Here is a 19,814-nt window from a genome sequence, read left to right as displayed (position 1 = left end):
TTCGGGCCACATTCCCGCGATGGATCTTCAGGAAACATGCAATCTCCGCATAGGGGTCCTGATCGGTGATGGTGACATCCGGTGGGAAGCCGCAGAGGAACGGGGGGCTTGCCCGTGTGCGTGAGTCTAATCCGGGCTTCAACGTTGATCGGTCGCTGTCAGGTTTTCCGGGAGGACGCGGAGGTCCGCGTACTCCCCGGCCGTGTAGGGTCAGCGCAGTCAGGCCACCATGACTTCGAATTGGCGTGTGGCCGGGAGGGGCTGGCGGACCTTTGTCCGGCCAAAGATAGCGTGGACATTGTCCAAGCCCCTGTACACCTGATGCCGTTGCTGGTGGCTGGGCCCCTACCTGCCTATTTCAGCTGACACGAGTTCATGCAGCCCACGAGTCCTATGTGACATGACTTTCAATGGCAGTCACGCGCCGGTGCCTTCCACGATCCGGTCAGTCTGGGAGGGTGCGCCGACCAGGATCTGCTGGATCGCCGGAGCTACGGTCGCCACCAGTTTCTCCGTGTCCGCGTCGACCAGCACAGGCACGCCGATGATCCGCCTGCTGGTGACGATCCCGACCAGCATCGATGAGGCGAGTCCAGCCCGGAGAGCGGCATCGTCACCGCTGCGGCCGCTTACGCCGTGCAGCAGCCGGGATTGGATGAACTCACGCAGTTGTGCGCATGCCTGGCTGGCGAGGACCGCGACGGAAGCATCGAAGCCTTCGAACTGGTTTCCGCGCGGGGGGCACTGAAGCTGCTGAAGGGCAACCTTGGCCGCGCGCGGATACGGGCGGGTCACTGGGGACGAAGGCGGGAATCGTCAGTCTCCCATTCATCTCGGGTGATCGCGTACTCGACGTCGCCGCGCTCTTCGCCCGGAACGGACACCGGCCAGTCCGCGACGAAGGCCCGTACGAGGCGCATCCCGGATTTCTCCATCACCCTTCGGGAGGCCGTGTTGACTGCAATGGTCGAGGCTACAACCCGTTGCACCCCGAACTCGGTGAACCCCTTGGCGATCAGCGCCCGCGATCCCTCCGTCGCGTGCCCCTTTCCCCAGGCCGCGTGGCGCAACCGGTAGCCCAGTTCCGGCTGATCTTGTGGATCGTCGGGGCCTGGCCGGAAGTGGAACCAGCCGAGGAATTCCCCGGTCGTCTTCTCGATCGCGGCCCAGAACCCGTAGCCGGGAAAGCGCTGGTAGTAGTCGAGGAATGCCGGGAGGAAATCGCCTTCTATCTCGCCCCGGGGGGTGGGGATACCGCCGGTGATGTACCGCATCACGCGCGGATCGCTGTCCAGTTCCACGAGTAGCTCCGCATCGTCGGGGGTGAACTGCCGGAGCAGAAGTCGTTCAGTCTCCAGGAAGGTGAGCATGCAGACATTCTCGCACCGGGGGGAGACCCGTCACACCGATCGGGGAGGTCGGATTACCGTCGCTGGACGAGCTTATTGGCCGTTGGGAGTGGTCTCAGGCATATGTGGCCCCTGGGTGGGGGGCTCCGAAGTGGGCAAAAGGAGGGTGTGCGCAATGTGCACACCCTGGGCTTCAGACCGGGTTGTACCTGGGCCGGAGCGGGCCGGATCCCAGTTCGGAGTCAGCCGACGCGGCGATAGCGGATGTGGGTGGCCAGCGGTGAGTGGAGCACCTCGGCGGGCTCGAAGCCGAAGGATTCAACCCCGTCGAAAATACGTTCGCCCGAACCGAGCAGGACCGGTGCGATGTCGAGGGTGAGCTCGTCGATCACGCCGGCGATCAGTGCCTGCCGGACGGTCGAGGCCCCGCCGGCGATGTCCACGCCCTTGTCCCCGGCGGCCTGGCGGGCTGCGGAGTAGGCCGCGTCGAAGCCCTCGGTGACGAAGTGGAAGGTCGTTCCGCCGTCCATCTGGATCGGGTCGTGTCCGTGATGGGTCAGCACGAACACCGGCGCGTGGTACGGCGGTTCGGCTCCCCACCACCCGGCCCAGTCCTCATCCCAGTCCCCGCGGACCGGGCCGAACATGTTCCGCCCCATCACATACGCACCCCGTGGGCGCATGAGCCACTCGTTCGCGACCTTGTCGGCATCGTTGGCCCGCGGGTCGCCGATGTGCCAGCGGTGCAGCTCCAGCCCCCGCTTGCCCAGGGGGTTCTCGCGGCTCTGGTCCGGCCCGGCGACGAAGCCATCCAGCGAGATCGACATGTGGCAGGTGGTGTCCGGCATCGCGAACCTCCAGAGTGATAGCGACTTGCATGCGGTCGTGGGGATTCTGGGGATCGTAGCAGGTGATGGCATCCTCGACCACCGTCTCCGGCGGCTGGTCCCGACGGTCTCCTCACCCGGGCACGTGGGCCAAGCTGCTGGCTTCCAGGAATCCAGTAGCTGTATCGGATTTTCTGGCAGCACCAGTGCGGGCGGATGGTGTCGCGGTGGGGGACCGGCTTGCGGGCGGCAGATTCAACTGGAGGAGGCAGGCTGGTCGGGGCGGGCCAAGTCGGCCTGGATCGTGCGGATGATCGAGGCGAGGATTCCGGATGCGAGAAGTCCTGGCCCCAGCGGACCGGCGGGATTCGCGCCCAGCGGTGGCAGGCGCCGGAGCGCGGACCGGGCTTCGGCGCTCATGTGCTCGAGTTGCCAGTGGATCTCGTCGTCGATCGTCTGGGGCCGACCGGGCGCGGCCAGTCCGGCCGCTTTCGCGGCATACGCGGCTGCCCCCAGGGCGTGCGCGCCCATGTGGGCGACGGCGGCGGCTTGCGTGGCGGACCGGGCGGCAGCCACCGCAGCAGGGCTGGTCACCTCGCGTGCGGCACGGCCGGCCACAAACCGCCGGCGGATCTCGTCGGCGGCACTGAGTTCACCGCGGGCGAAGGCCCGCGCCCGGGCGATGGCGTCGCGGGGGCGATCATCTGCCGGCGCCTCGGCCTCAAATAAAGCCACAACCCGCTCAGCGCAGTCTGCGGCCCAAGTCGCGACGACGCGGCGCTCGGGCTCACTCAGCGTCTGCGGAGAAGCCATATCAGCACCATACACATGCTGTGCAGACCGGTCGGCTTACGGGCAGTGCGATGGACGCGAATCTCGGTCTCGATACGTGGGCACGTCTGGATTCCCGGCCGGAACCCTGGACATGACTTGGGTGTGCCGGACCCGCCCCTAAAGCAATGCCGCCTGTTCCGGCTGGAGGTCTCTACCGGGCGGGTCGCAACCTGGGTTCCCATCGGACTGCGACAGAATCGGAATCGGGTTCAGCCTGTGGGCCCACTGACGGCAGCAGAAACTCCCAGGCCGGGCAGTGTCGACTTGAATCGATCGACCGCCACAACGAAAGCGGGTCATTGTGGGCATCTTCAGGAAGAAGTCTCCCGAACCGGAACCGCTTGATTCGCACCTCACGTTCTTCACGATTTCAGGCGCTAACCATTTCCGAACGATCACGCGCGAAGTTTTCGCAGAGATGGGACTCGAAGTCCATGTTCAGCCCGGCCACGCTGTCGATGACTCCGGGCGTGAATTCGGATTTTGGAACGTGGCCGCCGCTTGTGGTGACCAGCCGCAATCCTTGTGGCGGGACCTGATACGCGAACATCTTCAACGCGTTCTGGCGAGCTTCGACGCACCCGATCCGTTCGACATCCTTGCCCCTGCTGATGTAGCGAAGCAGACTTTCGCACGCCTTTATGATGAGGCGAGCATGCCAGGGATCGACGGCTACCCGCACAGGGAGTTCGCGCCGGGCATCGTCGAGATGATCGCGCTCGACCTCCCGGACACGGTTACCGTTTTCAGTCACAACAACGCAAACAAGTTCGGCGGGTTCGAAGCCCTCAGAACCCAGGGTATTGCGAACCTTCGCGGGCTGGCAGTCGAAAAACTCGAAACCCTCCCTGCACCGGGAGGGGGCTCGTTCACGGCTCTGTTAGGTGAATCTGTCTATACCGGGAGCCGGGCTCTGCTTCTTCCCGACTTGGCCTCAGAAGTCATGGGCAAGCGCGTCCGAGAAGAATTCGGCTGGCTCATGAGCGTCCCGAACCGACACCAAGTCGTTTGGCACATCATCGAAGACGCCACCGTCATTTCGGCGGTTAACGGAATGGCCCGATTCGCCGCCATGGGATACAGCGATTCACCTGCACCGGTGAGTCCACACGTCTTTTGGTGGAACGGGACGAGCTACGAGCAACTTACCGAGGTGTCCGACGATGGTGGCCTGGGGATACGAGTAAGTCCAGCATTCCAGGCCGTCCTGGAATCGATAACTGCGGACAGGTAGCAACTTCCCCGAAGAGCCCGATACGGCTCGCGAGAAAACGGTTGTGGTTCCGTCTGGCGATGGGTGAGGAATAATACCCTCCATGACCAGCGGGGAGATCGGTAAGAGGGAAGCCCAAAAGCCGGCAACGCGCACCGGTGCGCGTGTTGACGTCGCCCCAACTCTGCCGGAAGCCATGACCGGCAGGGCAAGCCCGGCGAAAGCGGCGGTCGGCGACAAGCCGGTCTTCGCATATATCGCCAGCCTGCCACAGCCGCAGCGGGGCATCGCCGAAACGGTCGATGCTTTGGCGGCAAAGACACTGCCCGGCCTCCGGCGCTCAGTGAAGTGGGGCATGTCCTACTACGGAGTCGGCGACGGGTGGTGCTTCAGCTGCGGCGGATTTGCTGGCCATGTCAAGCTCATGTTTGTGAATGGCGCCGCGCTCGAGCCCGTACCTCCGGTGACACCGGTGGGGATGGGCAAGTCGACTCGGGGTGTGGAGCTCGAATCCATGGACGACGTCGACGAACGCCAGATCGCGGCGTGGATGAAGCAGGTCGCGTCCGTGCCGGGTGTCGGGGGCAAGAAGCGTTGAACCGGAGGCCTGCCGCCGAGGCAAACAAGAGCACGACGGCGGGCCGGCCCGCCGTCGTCCTCTTGCGTATATTTTTGTCGCCTATCGCTGTCCGGGTTACTTGGTGACCTGAAGTCCGGTGTCCCAGTTGAAGTCGGCGAACTCGGGGTTGGCCTGCATGGTCATGAGGACGAACTGGAAGCCTTCGAGTTCCCGGGAGCGCTTGAGCGGACCGACCACCAGGGGGCGCATGCCGCCGACGCTGACGAAGCTGCTCACGGCGGCGGTGGCGTCCGCGTTGTCGCCGGCGATGAAGACGTCCAGGGGCTGTCCGCCTGACTCTCCGGCGACGAGGGTGCCGGCGAAGGTGGTGTTGAACGCCTTCACCACGTTGGCGCCGGCGGGGGCAAGCTGCGCGATTTCTTCGGCGGCGGAGGTGCCGGGTTCAACGACCAGGGAGTCAAAGGTCTCGAAGTTCACCGGGTTGGTGATGTCGACGATGGTCTTGCCGGTCAGGGCCTCGCCGTAGGCGCTGACGACGTTCTTGGCGGCGTCGAACGGGACAGCGAGGACCACGATGGCGCCCTGCGGGGCCTCGGCGGTGGTCCCGAAGGTGACGCCGGCGCCGAGCTCGGCGGCCAGTTCCTGCGCTTTGGTGATGTCCTGTCCGAGGATTTCCACGGTCAGGCCGCCGGCGAGTGCTCGGGTGGCGATGCCGCGGGCCATGTTGCCGTTGCCGATGATGGTGAGGTTCGTCATGGGTGTCTTCTTTCCGAATATGCGGGCCAGGAGGGTTTTCATCAGATTCTGTTCTCTTGGGGAGTGATGCTTGAAGCTACAACTAAATGTACGTCGGTAAAGTTGAAGCGTCAACTATTTTTTCGAACGGAACGGAGTATTCGCGCCTATGACGGCCGCTGGGCCGTATCCACGGCATCTTGAGCGAGCAGTTCGCCGGTGCGCACGATGGATGCGCGCCTGCGCTCTGCGTCCGGCGGTCCGGTGATCACGAGGGGGACATTCGGGCTCGCGACCCAGGCGTGGCACAGGGTGACGATGGTCAGGAGCAGGTCTTCGGCCGCGGCCTCGCTCAAGGCCGGTAGGGCATTCCGGATCTCGGTGACTTTGTTCGCCGAGCGGAGGGTGCGGGCCTCGGCTCCTACTGGATGTCCCTGCTCAAGCCCCTCCCAAAAGGTAAGGCGTGCGAGGCTGGGGCGGCTCCTGGAAAAATCAAAGTACCGTCCCGCGAACTCTCCGATCGCACCAGGACCCATGCCGGCGACCGGAAGGTCGTCCAGGGCGGTGACGAGTTCGCGGGTGAGCGCAGCTTCAAAGAGTCCGGCCTTGCCGCCAAAGTAGAAGTAAATCCGTTCGCGGTTGCACCCGGAGATCCGCGAAATCTGATGGATACGCGCACCGGAGAAGCCCCGATCGGAGAACTCGGTAATTGCGGCATCGAGGATCTTCTTCTGCGTCGCATCAGTGTCCCAGGCCATGGCCCCCATCATAACTCCAACCGTTTGTTTGCTTTCGCGAAACAGCGCGCAGTAGCATCAATTCCAACCAGACGTTTGGAGATTGAGTGGAACACGAGGGTAAGGCGCTAGCGGCCGATGAAACGGATGCGCATCATCACCGAACCGTCGGTGTGGCATCGGTCCATGTGAGGGCTGCTATCACCTGGGTGGCGATCTTTCCGCTGGCCGCAATCGGGATGAGTATTTTGGCCGCTTTGGCGCCGGAGTGGCCACCGATCCTGCGCGCTTTTACGCTCACTCTTGTGGTCGTTCCCATTGCCGTCTACTTCGCCGTTCCCCGCCTTCTCCTGCTCCAGGCGAAGCTGGGCCACGTTGCCACGCGCACTCGGGCGCGGCACAATGCGAAACGCCATGCGCGGGTTCGCAAGCCACGCCGGGGTGCATGATCGGGGCCGGCCTGCCGGAACGTTACAACCTGTGGGCGTCGGGGCCTGTGGCGCAGGCGTGACTGGTCTCTACCATTGCAGCGACCACGTGCAGCTCATTCTCGTCGCGGGGCCCGTAGACCATGACCATGCCTCGAGCCGGCCGGATGCCGGCCAGCGGGTGGGCCACTGCCCAGCCCTTGGCGATTGCGTCCGCGGCCAGTTGGGGTGGCAGGGCCAGGTGGAGGGAGCCGTCGTGGGGCGGGTGCTGGTGGGCAAGCTCCCCGGCTGAGGGGACCAGGAACGCATCCTCGGGAGCGTCAGGTTCCGGCTTTATCATCAGGCCCCGCGCGCCTGGAACGGAGATAACGGACTGCGAAGTCGAGACTCCGGCGAGCGAACTGATCCTGGCGAACAACTTTTCCTGAAGGTCCACTGGCGCATTGTCACTGCGCTGTTCCTGCGGGATTGTCCATGACACGGTGGGACGCTGACCGGCCCTGCGGGGAAGAGTGCCGTCCGGCAGGGCCGACCAGCGTCCGCCGGTGGTGCCTTCATTCGCTCCGGAACGAGCCAGGAACGACAGTCGCTCGTGGATCCAGCCCGCGAGTTCACGGAGCGTCTGGCCGCTGATCTGGTGCCCTCCGGGGTCGCGGCGGGCGTAGGCGGGGGCGGCGGAATCCGTCAGCAAATAATTCCAGGTGCGGTCCAGCAGTTCCGTCGGGATGACTTTGTCCTGATCGCCCTGAGCGACGAAAACCGGAAGGCCTGCCAGCCGGGCCGGCGTGACCGGGACACCGGCGTCGAACGGCAAGGTGCCGTACAGAATAGCCGCACCGGAGAATCGTTGCGGATCTGCAAGGACCAGCCCGCCAGCGAATGCTGCACCCCCGCTGAAGCCGACGAGCACGACCGGCCGGCCTGCGGGGGCGACAGCATCGAGCCAGGTTCGGAACCACGCCATGGATGCCGTCAGCGACTCGGCGACCGGACGGCCGATGCCACGGTTGGCAAACCATGCATAGCCGCCGCCCTCTGCGATCGGCGCCCGGACGGCGGCGTAGGCCGGGCCGGGCGGCAGGTGGTCGGCGAGGGCAATGATCTCGCGCTCGCTTGAGCCCCGGCCGTGCAACAGCACCACCAGGGGAGCCGCAGGGTCGGACGACCCGGCCGTCGTCGCCACTGCCGAAGTGCCCGGGTGGCGGCCGTCAAGATCGGTGGACTTCTCGGAGATGCGCATGAATGCTCCTGCTCGGGGGTGTTGGGCACAATAAGTTTCTCTTGAAGCTTCAAGTATTATTGCGCGTCGCGTATTCCCCCAGCGACTGTTGCGAATCAGCGGGGCGTCGCAACAGGGTTGGGGGGACGTAGCATTCGCTGCCGGCTGTGGGTCTTACGTGGTGACGACGAGTTTGCCGCTGACGCGGTTTTTCTCCATGTCCGTGTGGGCCTGGACGATGTCATCGAGGGTGTAGACCTTGCCGATGGGTACCATCACGGTGCCGTCACTGACGGCCTGCAGGAATTCCTGGAGCACGCCGCCGGGGAGGTCGGGGGCGCCGCCTGTGTAGGAGGTAAGCCGGACGCCCCGCGGAATGTAGTCAATCGGATAGAAGTCCGGGACTGTCCACTGGTTTGAGAGCATCCCGGTGAAGCAGACGACGCCGTGGACCCGGGTGGCGCGCAACGTGTCGGGCAGCGTGGGGGTGCCGACGAGTTCGAGGGCGGCGTCGACTCCGCCCGGAACAATGCGGCGCACGGCAGTGGCGAGGTCGCCGTCGTCGATCAGGACATGATCGACGCCGATCGAGGCGAGCGCTTCCCGTTTGGCTTCGTCGCGCGTTGAGGCCAGGACGGTGAGCCCGCGGCGCTTGGCAAGTATTGCGGCGGCCATGCCGACGGAGGAGGTTCCGCCGCGGATGAGCAGGCTCTGGCCGGCCTGGATGTCCAGGCCAATGGTGAGGGAGCCGTGGGCGGTCTGCAGCATCTCAGGAACGGCGCCGATGACGGACCAGGGCAGCTCTGATTCGAAGGCAATCACCTGCCGGGCCGGCACGCACGTGTACTCGGCGTAGCCGCCGTCGAACACGCGGCCCATGCCCCCCATCAGGGTGGCGACCTTCTGCCCGGTGCGGAACTCGCCGCCGGGGGAGTCGGCCACCTCGCCGACAGCTTCGATTCCGGGCACGCGCGGGAACGTGACGCCCTCGGCCAGGCCCAGGCGGGTGTGCAGTTCCGAGCGGTTGAGCCCGAACGCCCGGACCCGGATGAGCACCTGGCCCGGCAGCGGCACGGGGATGGGCAGGTCGCGAATGACCAGCGCCTCGGCCGGCCCTGGGCCATCCAGCACCACGGCCCGCATGGTGCCGCCGCTCACTGACCGGCCGCCGTCGAGTCCACGGAGGGCCGCTGGCCGCTGCGGACCCGTGTCAGGAGGTCCAGCAGGGTGGTGGTCTCCTGCGGACTCAGGGCCGGGGTGAACCAGCGCGCGAGTTCGGCCTCGATCACTGCGCGTCCCCGAGCGACCACCGCCTTCCCTTCTTCCGTGAGGTCAAGGAGGGAGGAGCGCCGGTCGCCCGGGTTCATCTTCCGCGAGCAGTACCCGGCCGCCTCAACACGGTCAACCAGCTTGCTGGCGCCGCCCACTGTTATGGCCAGCGCCGACGCGATGTCGAACACCCTGCACGTGCCAAGGGAGGAGACGACGACCATCGCCTCGAACCTGCCGAGGGGAAGTCCGCATTCCTGGCGCAGGCGGGCGTCGACCGCATCCCACAGCTCGGTTTCCAGCCGGGTCAGTGCGCTGAAGAGGGGGTAGAAGTCAGTCTGGCCAGTTCTGGTGTCCATGGATCAAGATTAGCATTTGGATTCCATGGAAGATACTTCCCCGGATTCTACTTACCGGCCGGCTGCAGCTCTTTGGCGAACTCGTGTGCTCCTGCTCGAGGGCTAGACTCTGATCGGACGTCCCGGCGACCATCGACGATGGGCGAATATCGCAGAGGAGCCTTGATGGCTGGCGGCAGCAGTGAGCCCGGTAGAACTGTGACCTCGAAGGTGCTCTCCATCCTGGAAGCCTTCGAAAAGTCCCGGGGTGCCCTCAGCCTGACGGAAATCGCGGAAAAATCCGGGCTGCCCCTGAGCACCGCCCACCGGCTTGTCAACGAGCTCACGGACTGGGGATTACTTTCCCGCGAGCCCAACGGCCGCTATCAGCTGGGCATCCGCCTCTGGGAGCTTGCCCAGAACACCGGGCGGCAGCTCCGCGACGCGGCGCGCCCATACATCCAGGATCTTTTCTCCCTCACGGGCGAAACCGCGCACCTGGCCGTCCGGTCCGGCCACGAGGTGCTGTACATCGACCGCGTCTACGGCTCCAAGCGCCTGCCCCGAGCTTCCCGCGTCGGCGGACGCCTGCCCATGCACGCGACCGCCGTCGGGAAGGTCCTCCTGGCCTTCGAGGAGGATTGGGTCCGCGACGCCTACCTGAACCGGCAGCTCGAGCGGCACACCGCGCACACCCACGTTGACCCGAGAAAACTGGCCGCCGAACTGACCCAGATCCGGGAGCAGGGCTACGCCACTACGCTCGAGGAAGTCCGGCTGGGCTCGTGCTCCATCGCCGTCCCGGTCTTCCACACCGGCAGAATCGGCGCCGCGATCGGCCTGGTGCTTCCCACGAGCCAGGCCGCCACGATGAGCCGCCACCTTCCCGTCCTGAGGGGCATCTCGGCGCAGATCGAACGCGCCACCGCGCGGATCCCGCTGGAAACGCTGCTGGGCAGCCACACTGCGGCATCGCACTAGGCCGAACCCTGCAGCTGCAGGCCCGCGGCAAAGTGACTTCCGCTCAGTGGAAGCCTTTCCTGCCATCCCGAGGTGACGGGGGCCACACTGGAGGAAGAACCCCCGGCATGCACTGCTGCTGTCAGCGGGACCGGAAAACCAAGGAGCCCAGATGTCATCGTCGACTGAAACGGCCGGCCGCTGTCCCTTCGGACACGGCGCCGAAGCCCCTACGGGGCACCACGGCTACGAGCCGTTCCAGATGAAGGATCCCTTCCCCGCCTACGCCGAACTCCGGGCCGAGCAGCCCGTGATGTTCGACGAGCGGATCGGCCTCTATGTCGTCTCCCGCTATGACGACATCAAGGCCGTCTTTGAAGACTGGGAGACTTTCTCCAGCGAAAACGCCCAGGCGCCCGTCCGCGAACGCGGTGCCGCGGCCAAGAAGATCATGGACGACGGCGGCTTCACCGCCTACTCGGGCCTCTCCGCCCGCCGCCCGCCGGAGCACACCCGCATCCGCGCCGTGGTGCAGAAGGCCTTCACCCCCCGCCGCTACAAGGCTCTGGAACCGTTCATCCGGCAAAACGTCGTCGGACTGCTTGAAGAAATGCTGGCCCGGCCGGAAGGCCGCGGCGACATGGTCAAGGACCTTGCTTACGACGTCCCCACCATCACCATCCTCACCCTGATCGGCGCAGACGTAGCCCAGGTCGACACCTTCAAGCGCTGGAGCGATTCCCGCGCTGCCATGACGTGGGGCGACCTCACTGACGACGAACAGATCCCGCACGCCCACAACCTGGTGGAGTACTGGCAGGAATGCCTCCGGCTAGTCAGGGTGGCTCACGAGGAAGGCGGCGACAACCTCACCGCGGACCTGGTCAAAGCGCAGCAGGACGGCGCCGAAATCTCCGACCACGAGGTCGCTTCCGTCCTCTATAGCCTGCTCTTCGCCGGCCACGAGACCACCACCACGCTGATCTCCAACGCCCTCCGCGAACTCCTGGCCCGCCCCGAGCAGTGGAAGCAGCTGGTGGAGGACCCGAAAAAAATTCCCGCCGCCATCGACGAAGTCCTGCGCTACGCCGGCTCGATCGTCGGCTGGCGCCGCAAGGCCCTCAAGGACGCTGAAGTTGGCGGCGTCGCCATCGAAGAAGGCGCACAGTTGCTGCTCCTCATGGGCTCAGCCAACCGGGATGACATCAAGTTCGACGCCGGCGAGGACTTCGACATCACCCGCCCCAACGCCCGCGAGCACCTGTCCTTCGGGTTTGGCATCCACTACTGCCTGGGCAACATGCTCGCCAAGCTCCAAGCCAAGATCGCCCTCGAGGAAGTGGTCCGGCTCGTCCCGGAGCTGCAGCTGGAGCATCCGGAAACTATCTCCTTCCGGGAGAACCTCTCCTTCCGCGTCCCCGAGACCGTCCCCGTCACCTGGAAGGCCTGAGAAATATGCAGAGCAACGAATACGTCCAGTTCTTCGACGGCGGCATCGAACCGAAGCTCGAAAACCTTGGCGGCAAGGGCGCCTCCCTGGTCACCATGACCTCCGCCGGCATGCCCGTCCCGCCCGGCTTCGTGGTCACCACCGCGCAGTTCGATGCCTTCATGGAGGAAGCCGGGATCACCCGGGACATCCACCAGCTCCTTGCAGGACTGGACCCCGAAGACATGGGCCAGGTGGATAGGGTGTCCGCCGCGATCCGGGCGGACATCCGCTCCCGCGCGGTGCCTCAGGCCCTGCGCGAGCTCACCGTCGCCGCCTACGAGTCCCTGATGTCCCGCTTTGAGTCGCCGGTCCCGGTGGCCGTTCGCTCCAGCGCCACCGCCGAGGACCTGCCGGACGCCTCCTTCGCCGGCCAGCAGGACACTTACCTCTGGCTCGACGGCGTCAAGGCCGTCACCGAGCACATCCGCCAGTGCTGGGCCTCGCTCTTCACATCCCGCGCCATCATCTACCGGCTCAAGAACAACATCCCCAACGAGGGCCTCTCGATGGCGGTCGTGGTGCAGAAGATGGTCAACGCACGGGTCTCCGGCGTCGCCATCACCATGGACCCCACCAACGGCGACCGTTCCAAGATCACTATCGACTCCTCCTACGGGGTGGGGGAGATGGTGGTCTCCGGCCAGGTCACGCCGGACAACATCATGCTGGACAAGGTCACGCTGGCGGTCGTCTCCGAACACCTCGGCGACAAGCACGCCGAACTCGTCCCGGACGCTGTTGCCGGCCGCCTGGTGGAGCGGGAGGTCGACGCCGAACGCCGCGGCCGCCGCAGCCTCACCGGCGCCGAGCTCACCGCCGTCGCGCAGATGGCCAAGCGCGCGGAGAAGCACTACAAGTGCCCGCAGGACATCGAGTGGGCCCTCGATGCGGACTTGCCGGACGGGGAGAACCTGCTCCTGCTGCAGTCCCGCCCGGAAACCGTGCACTCCTCGAAGCCTGTTGTCCCATCCTCGGCAGCCGCCGGCGGCTACTTCAGCGGACTCAGCCCCGCCACTTCTGCGGCAGCACCCGCTTCCCCGACAACGCCAGCCACCACGACGCCGGCCATCACGACGCCGGCCGGCCCGGCGCCGTCGTCCGCCACCGGCTTTAGCCTCGGCAGCATCACGTCCTCACTGCTGAAGCCGTCCTTCTAGAACGTTCCGACCCGCTAGTCCGCTACGTCACCCAGGCTCAACGCCGAGCCCGTATTGAAAGGACCGCCATGTCCCTGAAGTCCTTCCCCAAACCCTCCGAGCTCGCGGTCCCCGCCGGGGCCGAGGGCTGGGAAAAGATCTACCCGTACTATCTGGTCTTCCAGGACAAGCTCAAGGAGCAGGAGGACGCCAAGTTCTGGTTCTGCGACAGCCAGCATTGGCCCACCGTGTTCAAGCCCTTCGAGACCATCGGCGGCGAGTTCGCGGTCAAGTGCCTGGGCCAGTACAACGCCCGGCACCTGATGATCCCCAACGCCAACGGCATCGAGTTCCGCGTCCACCTGGGCTACCTCTACATGTCGCCCATCCCGGTCCCGGCGGACCAGATCGCCGCCCGCGTGCCCCTGTTCGAACAGCGCGTTGGCCACTACTTCCAGAACTGGGACCAGCTGCTCAAGCAGTGGCACGTCAAGGTCAAGTGCACCATCGACGAGATGGAAACCATTTCCTTCCCCAAGCTCCCGGACCTGGTCCCCATGGAGGACATCCTCTCCGGCAAGGGCAAGGACGGCTCCGAGAAGCTCCTGGAAAGCTACGACCGGCTCATCCAGCTGGCCTACCAGAACTGGCAGTACCACTTCGAGTTCCTCAACCTCGGCTACATCGCCTACCTGGACTTCTTCAACTTCTGCAAGCAGGTCTTCCCCAACATCCCGGACCAGTCCATCGCCACCATGGTGCAGGGCGTGGACATGGAGCTCTTCCGCCCGGATGACGAGCTCAAGCAGCTCGCCAAGCTTGCCGTGGAACTTGGGATCCAGGCCCACTTCAGCAACACCGACGACGTCGAGGCCACCCTGGCTGCCATCGCCGCGGCCCCCGGCGGTGACCGCTGGACGTCCCAGTACGATGCCGCCAAGGACCCGTGGTTCAACTTCACCGTGGGCAACGGCTTCTACGGCCACGACAAGTACTGGAACGAACACCAGGAAATCCCGCTCGGCTACATCGCGGACTACATCCGCCGCGTGGACGAGGGCCAGGAGATCATGCGGCCTGTGGAAGCGCTCATCGCCGAACGCGACCGCATCATCGAGGAATACCGCGAGCTGCTGGAAGGGGAAAACCAGGCCCTCTTCGACGCCAAGCGCGGGCTCGCCGCCACTGCCTACCCCTACGTGGAGAACCACAACTTCTACATCGAGCACTGGACCATGGGCGTCTTCTGGCGCAAGATCCGCGAGCTGTCCCGCATGATGCAGGCCGAGGGCTTCTGGACTGAACCGGACGACCTCCTCTACCTGGGCCGCAACGAGGTCCGCGACGCGCTGTTCGACCTGGTCACGGGCTGGGGCGTCGGTGCCAAGCCGATCGGTCCCGACTACTGGCCGGCAGAGATCGAGCGCCGCCGCGGAATCGTGGACGCGCTCAAGACCGCCCGGCCTGCCCCGGCGCTGAACACCCCGCCGGAATCCATCACCGAACCCTTCACCCGGATGCTGTGGGGCATCACCACCGAGCAAGTCCAGCAGTGGCTGGGCGCCGGCGAGAAAGTGGAGGGCGGGGGCCTGCGCGGCATGGCTGCCTCGCCGGGCGTGGTGGAGGGCCTGGCCCGCGTCATCACCGACGCGGACCAGCTCTCCGAGGTGCAGCAGGGCGAGATCCTGGTGGCCACCGTCACCGCACCGTCCTGGGGCCCGATCTTCGGCAAGATCAAGGCCACGGTCACGGACATCGGCGGCATGATGAGCCACGCGGCGATCGTCTGCCGGGAGTACGGTCTTCCGGCGGTGACCGGAACGGGTTCCGCCTCCACCACCATCAAGACCGGCCAGCGGCTGCGGGTGGACGGCACCAAGGGCACCGTGCAGATCCTCGATGCCGACCAACCGGAGCTCCTGGCGACCGGACCCGGCGCCCACGCCCACACCCACAGTCATGTCTGAGCTGAACGCGCCGGCTGCAAGGACCGTCCTGATCACCGGTGCCGCCGGCGGGCTGGGCCGGGCGTTTGCGCTCGGCTTTGCCGGCCGCGGCTACCGCGTGGCGGTCGCCGACATCAACCTCGAGGGCGCTGAGCAGACGGCCAAACTGGTCCGCGAACTCGGCGCCGAGGCCGCAGCCTTCCCGGCGGACGTCACCAGCGTAGACTCCACTGAGATCCTCGCACGGGACTGCGCGGACTTCGGGAACGGAAGCATCGACGTCGTCCTCAACAACGCGGCGGTGTACGCGGGGGTGACCCGCAGCCCGTTCGAGGACATCGACCCGGCCGAATGGGACCTGGTGATGAACGTCAACCTCAAGGGCCCCTGGCTCGTGACCCGCGCGGCGAGCCCGTACCTGCCCGAGGGCGGGCGCGTCATCAACCTCTCCAGCGCCACCATCTTCAGCGGCTCGGAACAGTGGCTCCACTACGTCGCGTCCAAGGGCGGCGTGGTGGCCATGACCCGGGTGATGGCCAAGGAACTGGGGCGCCGGGGGATCACGGTCAACGCGATCGCCCCCGGCTTCACGCTCACCGAAGCCAGCTACGGCCTGATGGAGAACGCCGAGAACTACGGTGTGGAGCGCGGGGCCATCAAGCGGGCCAGCCAGCCCGAGGACATCGTGGGCGCGGCCCTCTTCCTGGCTGGGCCGGACAGTTCCTACTACACGGGCCAGACCATGGTGGTGGACGGCGGCCGCCAGTTCATCTGAGGCGCTCCCTTGCCTGCCATCATCCGATTCAACCTAAGGAGAACCACATGCCAACGGTTCATTTCACCGACGCCGGGGGCGCTGTTCGCGACGTCCAGGGAAACCCCGGCGATTCAGTCATGGAAACGGCCGTCCGCAACGGCGTCCCCGGGATCGTCGCCGAATGCGGCGGCTCATTGTCCTGCGCTACCTGCCATGTCTTCGTCCGCGAGGACTGCCTTTCGCAGCTTCCGCCGATGGAGGACATGGAAGACGAAATGCTCTACGGCACCGCCGTCGACCGTGAGGACAACTCGCGGCTGTCCTGCCAGCTCCGGCTCACGGACACGGTGGAGCTGTTCGTCACCACCCCGGAAACCCAGGTGTAGCCGTGGGCGCGGAAGCAGTGGAGCAGGCAACTGACGCCCTCGTCGCGGAGCAAAACACTCCAACGCGCACGGGGCTCCTGATCATCGGCGCCAGCCAGTCCGGGGTCCAGCTTGCTGTATCGCTGCGGGCACTCGGCTTCGACGAACACATCACCCTGCTCGGCGACGAGGACCACCGACCCTACCAGCGCCCGGCCCTGTCCAAGGAGTTCCTGCAGGGCACGGTAGAGAGCGAATCACTGATCTTCCGCTCCAACGATTACTGGGCCGGACACAACGTGGCCCTGGTCAAGGGCGAATACATCGTCCGGATCGACAAGGAATCCGACGGCTCCGGGGTCGCGCATTCTTCCGCCGGAAAACAGTTCCCTTTCAAGCGGCTGGCGCTCACGGTCGGCGCCCGGGCCCGCAAGCTGGAGATTGAGGGCGGGAACCTCGACGGCGTGCTGTACCTCCGCAACGCCGACGACGCGCTGGCACTCAAGGCGCGGGTGGGGGGTGCCACGGATGTGGTGGTGATCGGCGGCGGATTCATCGGACTGGAGGCCGCGTCCAGCCTGCGGAAGATGGGCAAGAACGTCACGGTTCTGGAATTCGGTCCGAGGCTCGTCGGCCGGGCCGTGGGAGATGAGACGGCCGGGTACTTCCTGCAGGCGCACCGTTCCCGCGGCCTGGACATCCGGCTCAACACCAGCGCCAAGCGCTTCACAGCCAGCGAGGGCGGTAGCGCGGTCGCCGGCGTCGAACTCCAGGACGGCACAGAGCTCTCCGCGCAGATTGTGCTCGTGGGGATCGGCGTCATTCCCAACACACAGCTGGCCGAACAGCTCGGGCTGACGGTGGACAACGGGATTGTGGTGGACCGCTTCGCGCTGGCCTCGGACGGCACAACGGTGGCGATCGGCGACTGCGCCAACATGCCCAACCCGGTGCCAGGGTCGGAGCCGGGGGAGCGGATCCGGCTGGAAAGCGTCAATAACGCCATCGAACACGCGAAGGTGGCCGCCTACTCGCTGACCGGGCGGCGCGAGGAATACGCCGGGATCCCGTGGTTCTGGTCCAATCAGGCGGACCTCAAGTTGCAGATCGCCGGACTGTGCAACGGCTACGACCAGACGGTACTCCGGCGGGACGAGGACCGCGGACAGTTCAGCGTCCTGTACTACCGCCAGGGCCAGGTCATCGCCGCGGACTGCGTCAACGCCCCGCTGGACTTCATGGCCGTCAAGAACGCACTGGCAAAGGGCCAGAACATCCCTGCCGACGCCGCGGCGGACCCCGCCACGCAACTCAAGACCATCACCACGGACAGCTAACTGCACTCAGACAGTACGCCGGCCCACCCGAAGGAGCATTATGAGCACCCCCAAGACTCCGGTCGCAGCCAGCCCCGCCGCTGAACCGGTGGACGTGCCGGCCCAGGCCTTTGCCGCGGAGTACAGCGTCCGGCCTGTTCCCGCGGCTGGTCCGGTAGACACCACCGCGATCTGCAATACCCCGGCTGCCGTTCAGGAACTCGACGCGCTGTGGAGGGCCGTGGTCCATGAGACGCGGACGCGCGGAAACGACATCCACTTGCCGATTTCCTTGGCCTACGCCGAACGGCTGTGCCGGGCCTATCCCGGCGCCGACGCTGAACTGGTGCGCGTGGCCACCGTGCTGCACGACACTGGCTGGGCCCACGTTGATGAATCCCGCATCATATCCGAGGGCTTCACCGGTGACTGGCGGAAGGCTGCCATCCGCTACGAACACGAGCAGCAGGGCTGCGACGTGGCCCGCCGGGTTCTCCCCGCCCTGGGATACTCCACCGAATTCATTGAGCGCGTCTGCGAGATCATCGACGGCCACGACACCCGGCCGGTGGCCCGGTCCCTGGAAGACGCCCTGATGCGCGATGCCGACAGGCTATGGCGCTTCGACCGCGCCGGGATCGCCCTCGCCTCCTCGTGGTTCGCCATGGACCCGGCCACGTACACCGACAGGCTGGCCACCGAGATCGTGCCCGAACTCATCACCCAGGCCGCCCACGATATGGCCGCCGCGGACCTAAACCGATCCAACGCCCTTCTTAAGACGGCGGTGATCCGATGACCTCCGCCACGCATGATGCTCCTGCCCTGGTAGCCCGGACGGAGCTGTCCCTGCCGCATACGCATGTGGATACGATCTTTGTCGACGGCGCGTGGCAGCCTTCGCGGGGCACCGGCCGCAACCCGGTGACCGACCCCGCTACGGGCGAAGTGTGGGGCTCGGTGCCGGACGGAACGCCGGAAGACCTGGACGCCGCCGTCGGCTCTGCCCAGCGTGCCTTTCAGGGCGAGTGGCCCCGGCTTACCCCGTCTGAGCGCGCCAGCTACCTTCTCCGGATCGCTGAGGAGGTGGAGAATCGGGCTCAGGAGCTTGCCCTGACGAACTCGCGGGAAAACGGCTCACCGGTGTCCGAATCCGCCGGGGCGGCAGCCAACGCGGCCGGTATCTTCCGGTACTTCGCCACCCTCGCCGAGTACCTTGAGCATGAGGATGTCCGCCCCTTCCCGCGCGGCGGCGGCGAGTCAGTAGTGCGGCGCGACCCGCTGGGAGTCTGCGCGCTGATCGCGCCGTGGAACTTCCCCATCAACCTGGTGGTCATCAAACTGGCGCCGGCTCTGCTGGCAGGCTGCACCGTGGTGATCAAGCCGGCGTCGCCCACGCCGCTGTCCATCCGGGTGATTGTCGAGACCGTCGCCGCGGCCGGGGTTCCGGCGGGCGTGGTCAACCTGGTAACCGGCTCCGGCCGGATGGGGGATCAGCTGGTGAAGCACCCGGGCGTCGATAAGGTGGCGTTCACGGGATCGACGCCGGTGGGCCGGAAAATTGCCGCGGCCTGCGGGGAACTGCTGCGTCCGGTCACGCTGGAACTGGGCGGGAAGTCCAGCGCCATTGTGCTCCCTGATGCGGATCTGGACGCGATGTCCAAGGTGCTGATCCGGTCGTCGATGCGCAACACCGGCCAGACCTGCTACATCTCGACCCGGATCCTGGCGCCTGCGAGCCGTTATGACGAAGTGGTGGAGATGGTCACGGCCACGATTGCGGCCGGAAAGCAGGGTGATCCGCTCGAGGCGGACACTGTGTTCGGCCCTTGCGCAACGAAGTCCCAGTACCGGACCGTGCTGGAGTACGTGGAGTCGGGCGTGGCCGACGGCGCGCGGGTCACCACCGGGGGGCGAGCGGCGTCGTTAGGCGGTGGCCTTGAGGGCGGCTATTTCGTGCAGCCCACAGTCTTCGCCGACGTCACTCCGGAGATGCGGATCTCCCGTGAGGAGATCTTCGGCCCGGTCCTGTGCATCCTAAAATACGACGACGCCGATGGCCGTGTTGACGAGGCCGTGGCGCTGGCTAACAACACCGAGTTCGGGCTCGGCGGTCTGGTGTTCGGGCAGGACGCGGCGGCCGCTCTGAACGCGGCCGACCGGATGGACACGGGCTCCGTGGGCATCAACTTCTTCGCATCCAACCATGCAGCCCCCTTTGGCGGCCGGCACGATTCCGGCCTTGGCACCGAGTACGGGATTGAAGGCCTGAACGCGTACCTGAGCTACAAGTCCATCCACCGCCGCACGTAG

The 19,814-nt window shown here is 65.9% G+C and carries 21 protein-coding genes; 12 read left to right on the top strand and 9 right to left on the bottom strand.

The window, feature by feature from the left end:
* Positions 1-417: 417 nt before the first annotated feature.
* From AC1DGD_RS15480 to AC1DGD_RS15465, 4 genes are all read right to left on the bottom strand, one after another.
* The gene (locus AC1DGD_RS15480; protein ID WP_476857394.1) at positions 418-795 is read right to left on the bottom strand and encodes a TetR/AcrR family transcriptional regulator; all 378 of its coding nucleotides are present in this window, start codon (positions 793-795) and stop codon (positions 418-420) included.
* Positions 792-1,370 carry a GNAT family N-acetyltransferase gene (locus AC1DGD_RS15475; protein ID WP_476857393.1) on the bottom strand — a complete coding sequence of 193 codons (579 nt, stop codon included), beginning with the start codon at positions 1,368-1,370 and terminating at the stop codon, positions 792-794. Before AC1DGD_RS15475 ends, AC1DGD_RS15480 begins: the two co-directional genes overlap by 4 nt.
* A gap of 221 nt (positions 1,371-1,591) precedes the next feature.
* Positions 1,592-2,197: a dihydrofolate reductase family protein gene (locus tag AC1DGD_RS15470; protein WP_476857392.1), complete on the bottom strand. Its 606-nt coding sequence runs from the start codon at positions 2,195-2,197 to the stop codon at positions 1,592-1,594.
* A 234-nt stretch (positions 2,198-2,431) separates the two neighbouring features.
* On the bottom strand, positions 2,432-2,989 hold the full coding sequence (locus tag AC1DGD_RS15465; protein WP_476851168.1) for a putative immunity protein: 558 nt from the start codon (positions 2,987-2,989) through the stop codon (positions 2,432-2,434).
* Between the two features lie 322 nt (positions 2,990-3,311).
* Here AC1DGD_RS15465 and AC1DGD_RS15460 point away from each other — a divergent pair, with 322 nt between their 5' ends.
* Positions 3,312-4,244 (top strand): hypothetical protein, encoded by a 933-nt coding sequence (locus AC1DGD_RS15460; RefSeq protein WP_476857391.1) that lies wholly within the window; start codon positions 3,312-3,314, stop codon positions 4,242-4,244.
* Positions 4,245-4,326: 82 nt separating this feature from the next.
* Positions 4,327-4,821: a DUF1801 domain-containing protein gene (locus AC1DGD_RS15455; protein ID WP_476857390.1), complete on the top strand. Its 495-nt coding sequence runs from the start codon at positions 4,327-4,329 to the stop codon at positions 4,819-4,821.
* A gap of 96 nt (positions 4,822-4,917) precedes the next feature.
* Here AC1DGD_RS15455 and AC1DGD_RS15450 read toward each other — a convergent pair whose 3' ends face one another.
* The gene (locus tag AC1DGD_RS15450; protein WP_476857389.1) at positions 4,918-5,559 is read right to left on the bottom strand and encodes an NADPH-dependent F420 reductase; all 642 of its coding nucleotides are present in this window, start codon (positions 5,557-5,559) and stop codon (positions 4,918-4,920) included.
* 146 nt (positions 5,560-5,705) lie between these two features.
* Positions 5,706-6,296, bottom strand: coding sequence for a TetR/AcrR family transcriptional regulator (locus AC1DGD_RS15445; RefSeq protein ID WP_476857388.1), 591 nt, complete (start codon positions 6,294-6,296; stop codon positions 5,706-5,708).
* A gap of 86 nt (positions 6,297-6,382) precedes the next feature.
* Here AC1DGD_RS15445 and AC1DGD_RS15440 point away from each other — a divergent pair, with 86 nt between their 5' ends.
* Positions 6,383-6,724, top strand: a complete 342-nt coding sequence (locus AC1DGD_RS15440) for a hypothetical protein (protein ID WP_476857387.1) — start codon at positions 6,383-6,385, stop codon at positions 6,722-6,724.
* Positions 6,725-6,746: 22 nt separating this feature from the next.
* Here the strand turns inward: AC1DGD_RS15440 and AC1DGD_RS15435 are convergent, their stop codons facing one another.
* The 3 genes from AC1DGD_RS15435 to AC1DGD_RS15425 all read right to left on the bottom strand — a co-directional run bounded on the left by AC1DGD_RS15435 (position 6,747) and on the right by AC1DGD_RS15425 (position 9,550).
* Entirely contained in the window at positions 6,747-7,943 is a 1,197-nt protein-coding gene (locus tag AC1DGD_RS15435) for a luciferase domain-containing protein (RefSeq protein ID WP_476857386.1), read from the bottom strand.
* A 153-nt stretch (positions 7,944-8,096) separates the two neighbouring features.
* Positions 8,097-9,080, bottom strand: a complete 984-nt coding sequence (locus AC1DGD_RS15430; RefSeq protein WP_476857385.1) for a zinc-binding alcohol dehydrogenase family protein — start codon at positions 9,078-9,080, stop codon at positions 8,097-8,099.
* Positions 9,077-9,550 (bottom strand): MarR family winged helix-turn-helix transcriptional regulator, encoded by a 474-nt coding sequence (locus AC1DGD_RS15425; RefSeq protein ID WP_476857384.1) that lies wholly within the window; start codon positions 9,548-9,550, stop codon positions 9,077-9,079. Before AC1DGD_RS15425 ends, AC1DGD_RS15430 begins: the two co-directional genes overlap by 4 nt.
* 165 nt (positions 9,551-9,715) lie before the next feature.
* On the opposite strand from AC1DGD_RS15425, the gene AC1DGD_RS15420 reads away from it, so the two are divergent.
* From AC1DGD_RS15420 to AC1DGD_RS15380, 9 genes are all read left to right on the top strand, one after another.
* A complete protein-coding gene (locus AC1DGD_RS15420) occupies positions 9,716-10,510 on the top strand; it encodes an IclR family transcriptional regulator (RefSeq protein WP_476851160.1) in 795 nt (264 codons plus the stop codon).
* Positions 10,511-10,661: 151 nt separating this feature from the next.
* A complete protein-coding gene (locus AC1DGD_RS15415) occupies positions 10,662-11,939 on the top strand; it encodes a cytochrome P450 (RefSeq protein WP_476857383.1) in 1,278 nt (425 codons plus the stop codon).
* Positions 11,940-11,944: 5 nt separating this feature from the next.
* Positions 11,945-13,138, top strand: a complete 1,194-nt coding sequence (locus AC1DGD_RS15410; RefSeq protein WP_476857382.1) for a PEP/pyruvate-binding domain-containing protein — start codon at positions 11,945-11,947, stop codon at positions 13,136-13,138.
* 68 nt (positions 13,139-13,206) lie between these two features.
* Entirely contained in the window at positions 13,207-15,084 is a 1,878-nt protein-coding gene (locus tag AC1DGD_RS15405) for a PEP-utilizing enzyme (protein WP_476857381.1), read from the top strand.
* The gene (locus AC1DGD_RS15400) at positions 15,077-15,838 is read left to right on the top strand and encodes an SDR family NAD(P)-dependent oxidoreductase (RefSeq protein WP_476851156.1); all 762 of its coding nucleotides are present in this window, start codon (positions 15,077-15,079) and stop codon (positions 15,836-15,838) included. Before AC1DGD_RS15405 ends, AC1DGD_RS15400 begins: the two co-directional genes overlap by 8 nt.
* A 47-nt stretch (positions 15,839-15,885) precedes the next feature.
* Positions 15,886-16,206, top strand: coding sequence for a 2Fe-2S iron-sulfur cluster-binding protein (locus tag AC1DGD_RS15395; protein ID WP_476851155.1), 321 nt, complete (start codon positions 15,886-15,888; stop codon positions 16,204-16,206).
* 2 nt (positions 16,207-16,208) lie between these two features.
* Entirely contained in the window at positions 16,209-17,522 is a 1,314-nt protein-coding gene (locus AC1DGD_RS15390) for an NAD(P)/FAD-dependent oxidoreductase (protein WP_476857380.1), read from the top strand.
* A gap of 40 nt (positions 17,523-17,562) precedes the next feature.
* Positions 17,563-18,300, top strand: a complete 738-nt coding sequence (locus AC1DGD_RS15385) for an HD domain-containing protein (protein ID WP_476851153.1) — start codon at positions 17,563-17,565, stop codon at positions 18,298-18,300.
* Positions 18,297-19,814, top strand: a complete 1,518-nt coding sequence (locus tag AC1DGD_RS15380) for an aldehyde dehydrogenase family protein (RefSeq protein WP_476857379.1) — start codon at positions 18,297-18,299, stop codon at positions 19,812-19,814. Before AC1DGD_RS15385 ends, AC1DGD_RS15380 begins: the two co-directional genes overlap by 4 nt.

This window comes from Arthrobacter sp. 05T45, assembly GCF_056395875.1.
Note: the sequence above shows the minus strand (reverse complement) of the source record. Positions and strands in the feature narration are given on the sequence as shown.

Bases quoted from the DNA above. Each gene is read 5' to 3' on its own strand.
- AC1DGD_RS15445 (WP_476857388.1), bottom strand. From the start codon at position 6,296: ATGGCCTGGGACACTGATGCGACGCAGAAGAAGATCCTCGATGCCGCA.
- AC1DGD_RS15470 (WP_476857392.1), bottom strand. From the start codon at position 2,197: ATGCCGGACACCACCTGCCACATGTCGATCTCGCTGGATGGCTTCGTC.
- AC1DGD_RS15400 (WP_476851156.1), top strand. From the start codon at position 15,077: ATGTCTGAGCTGAACGCGCCGGCTGCAAGGACCGTCCTGATCACCGGT.
- AC1DGD_RS15415 (WP_476857383.1), top strand. From the start codon at position 10,662: ATGTCATCGTCGACTGAAACGGCCGGCCGCTGTCCCTTCGGACACGGC.
- AC1DGD_RS15435 (WP_476857386.1), bottom strand. From the start codon at position 7,943: ATGCGCATCTCCGAGAAGTCCACCGATCTTGACGGCCGCCACCCGGGC.
- AC1DGD_RS15465 (WP_476851168.1), bottom strand. From the start codon at position 2,989: ATGGCTTCTCCGCAGACGCTGAGTGAGCCCGAGCGCCGCGTCGTCGCG.
- AC1DGD_RS15450 (WP_476857389.1), bottom strand. From the start codon at position 5,559: ATGACGAACCTCACCATCATCGGCAACGGCAACATGGCCCGCGGCATC.
- AC1DGD_RS15425 (WP_476857384.1), bottom strand. From the start codon at position 9,550: ATGGACACCAGAACTGGCCAGACTGACTTCTACCCCCTCTTCAGCGCA.
- AC1DGD_RS15455 (WP_476857390.1), top strand. From the start codon at position 4,327: ATGACCAGCGGGGAGATCGGTAAGAGGGAAGCCCAAAAGCCGGCAACG.
- AC1DGD_RS15395 (WP_476851155.1), top strand. From the start codon at position 15,886: ATGCCAACGGTTCATTTCACCGACGCCGGGGGCGCTGTTCGCGACGTC.
- AC1DGD_RS15405 (WP_476857381.1), top strand. From the start codon at position 13,207: ATGTCCCTGAAGTCCTTCCCCAAACCCTCCGAGCTCGCGGTCCCCGCC.
- AC1DGD_RS15420 (WP_476851160.1), top strand. From the start codon at position 9,716: ATGGCTGGCGGCAGCAGTGAGCCCGGTAGAACTGTGACCTCGAAGGTG.
- AC1DGD_RS15475 (WP_476857393.1), bottom strand. From the start codon at position 1,370: ATGCTCACCTTCCTGGAGACTGAACGACTTCTGCTCCGGCAGTTCACC.
- AC1DGD_RS15410 (WP_476857382.1), top strand. From the start codon at position 11,945: ATGCAGAGCAACGAATACGTCCAGTTCTTCGACGGCGGCATCGAACCG.
- AC1DGD_RS15385 (WP_476851153.1), top strand. From the start codon at position 17,563: ATGAGCACCCCCAAGACTCCGGTCGCAGCCAGCCCCGCCGCTGAACCG.
- AC1DGD_RS15380 (WP_476857379.1), top strand. From the start codon at position 18,297: ATGACCTCCGCCACGCATGATGCTCCTGCCCTGGTAGCCCGGACGGAG.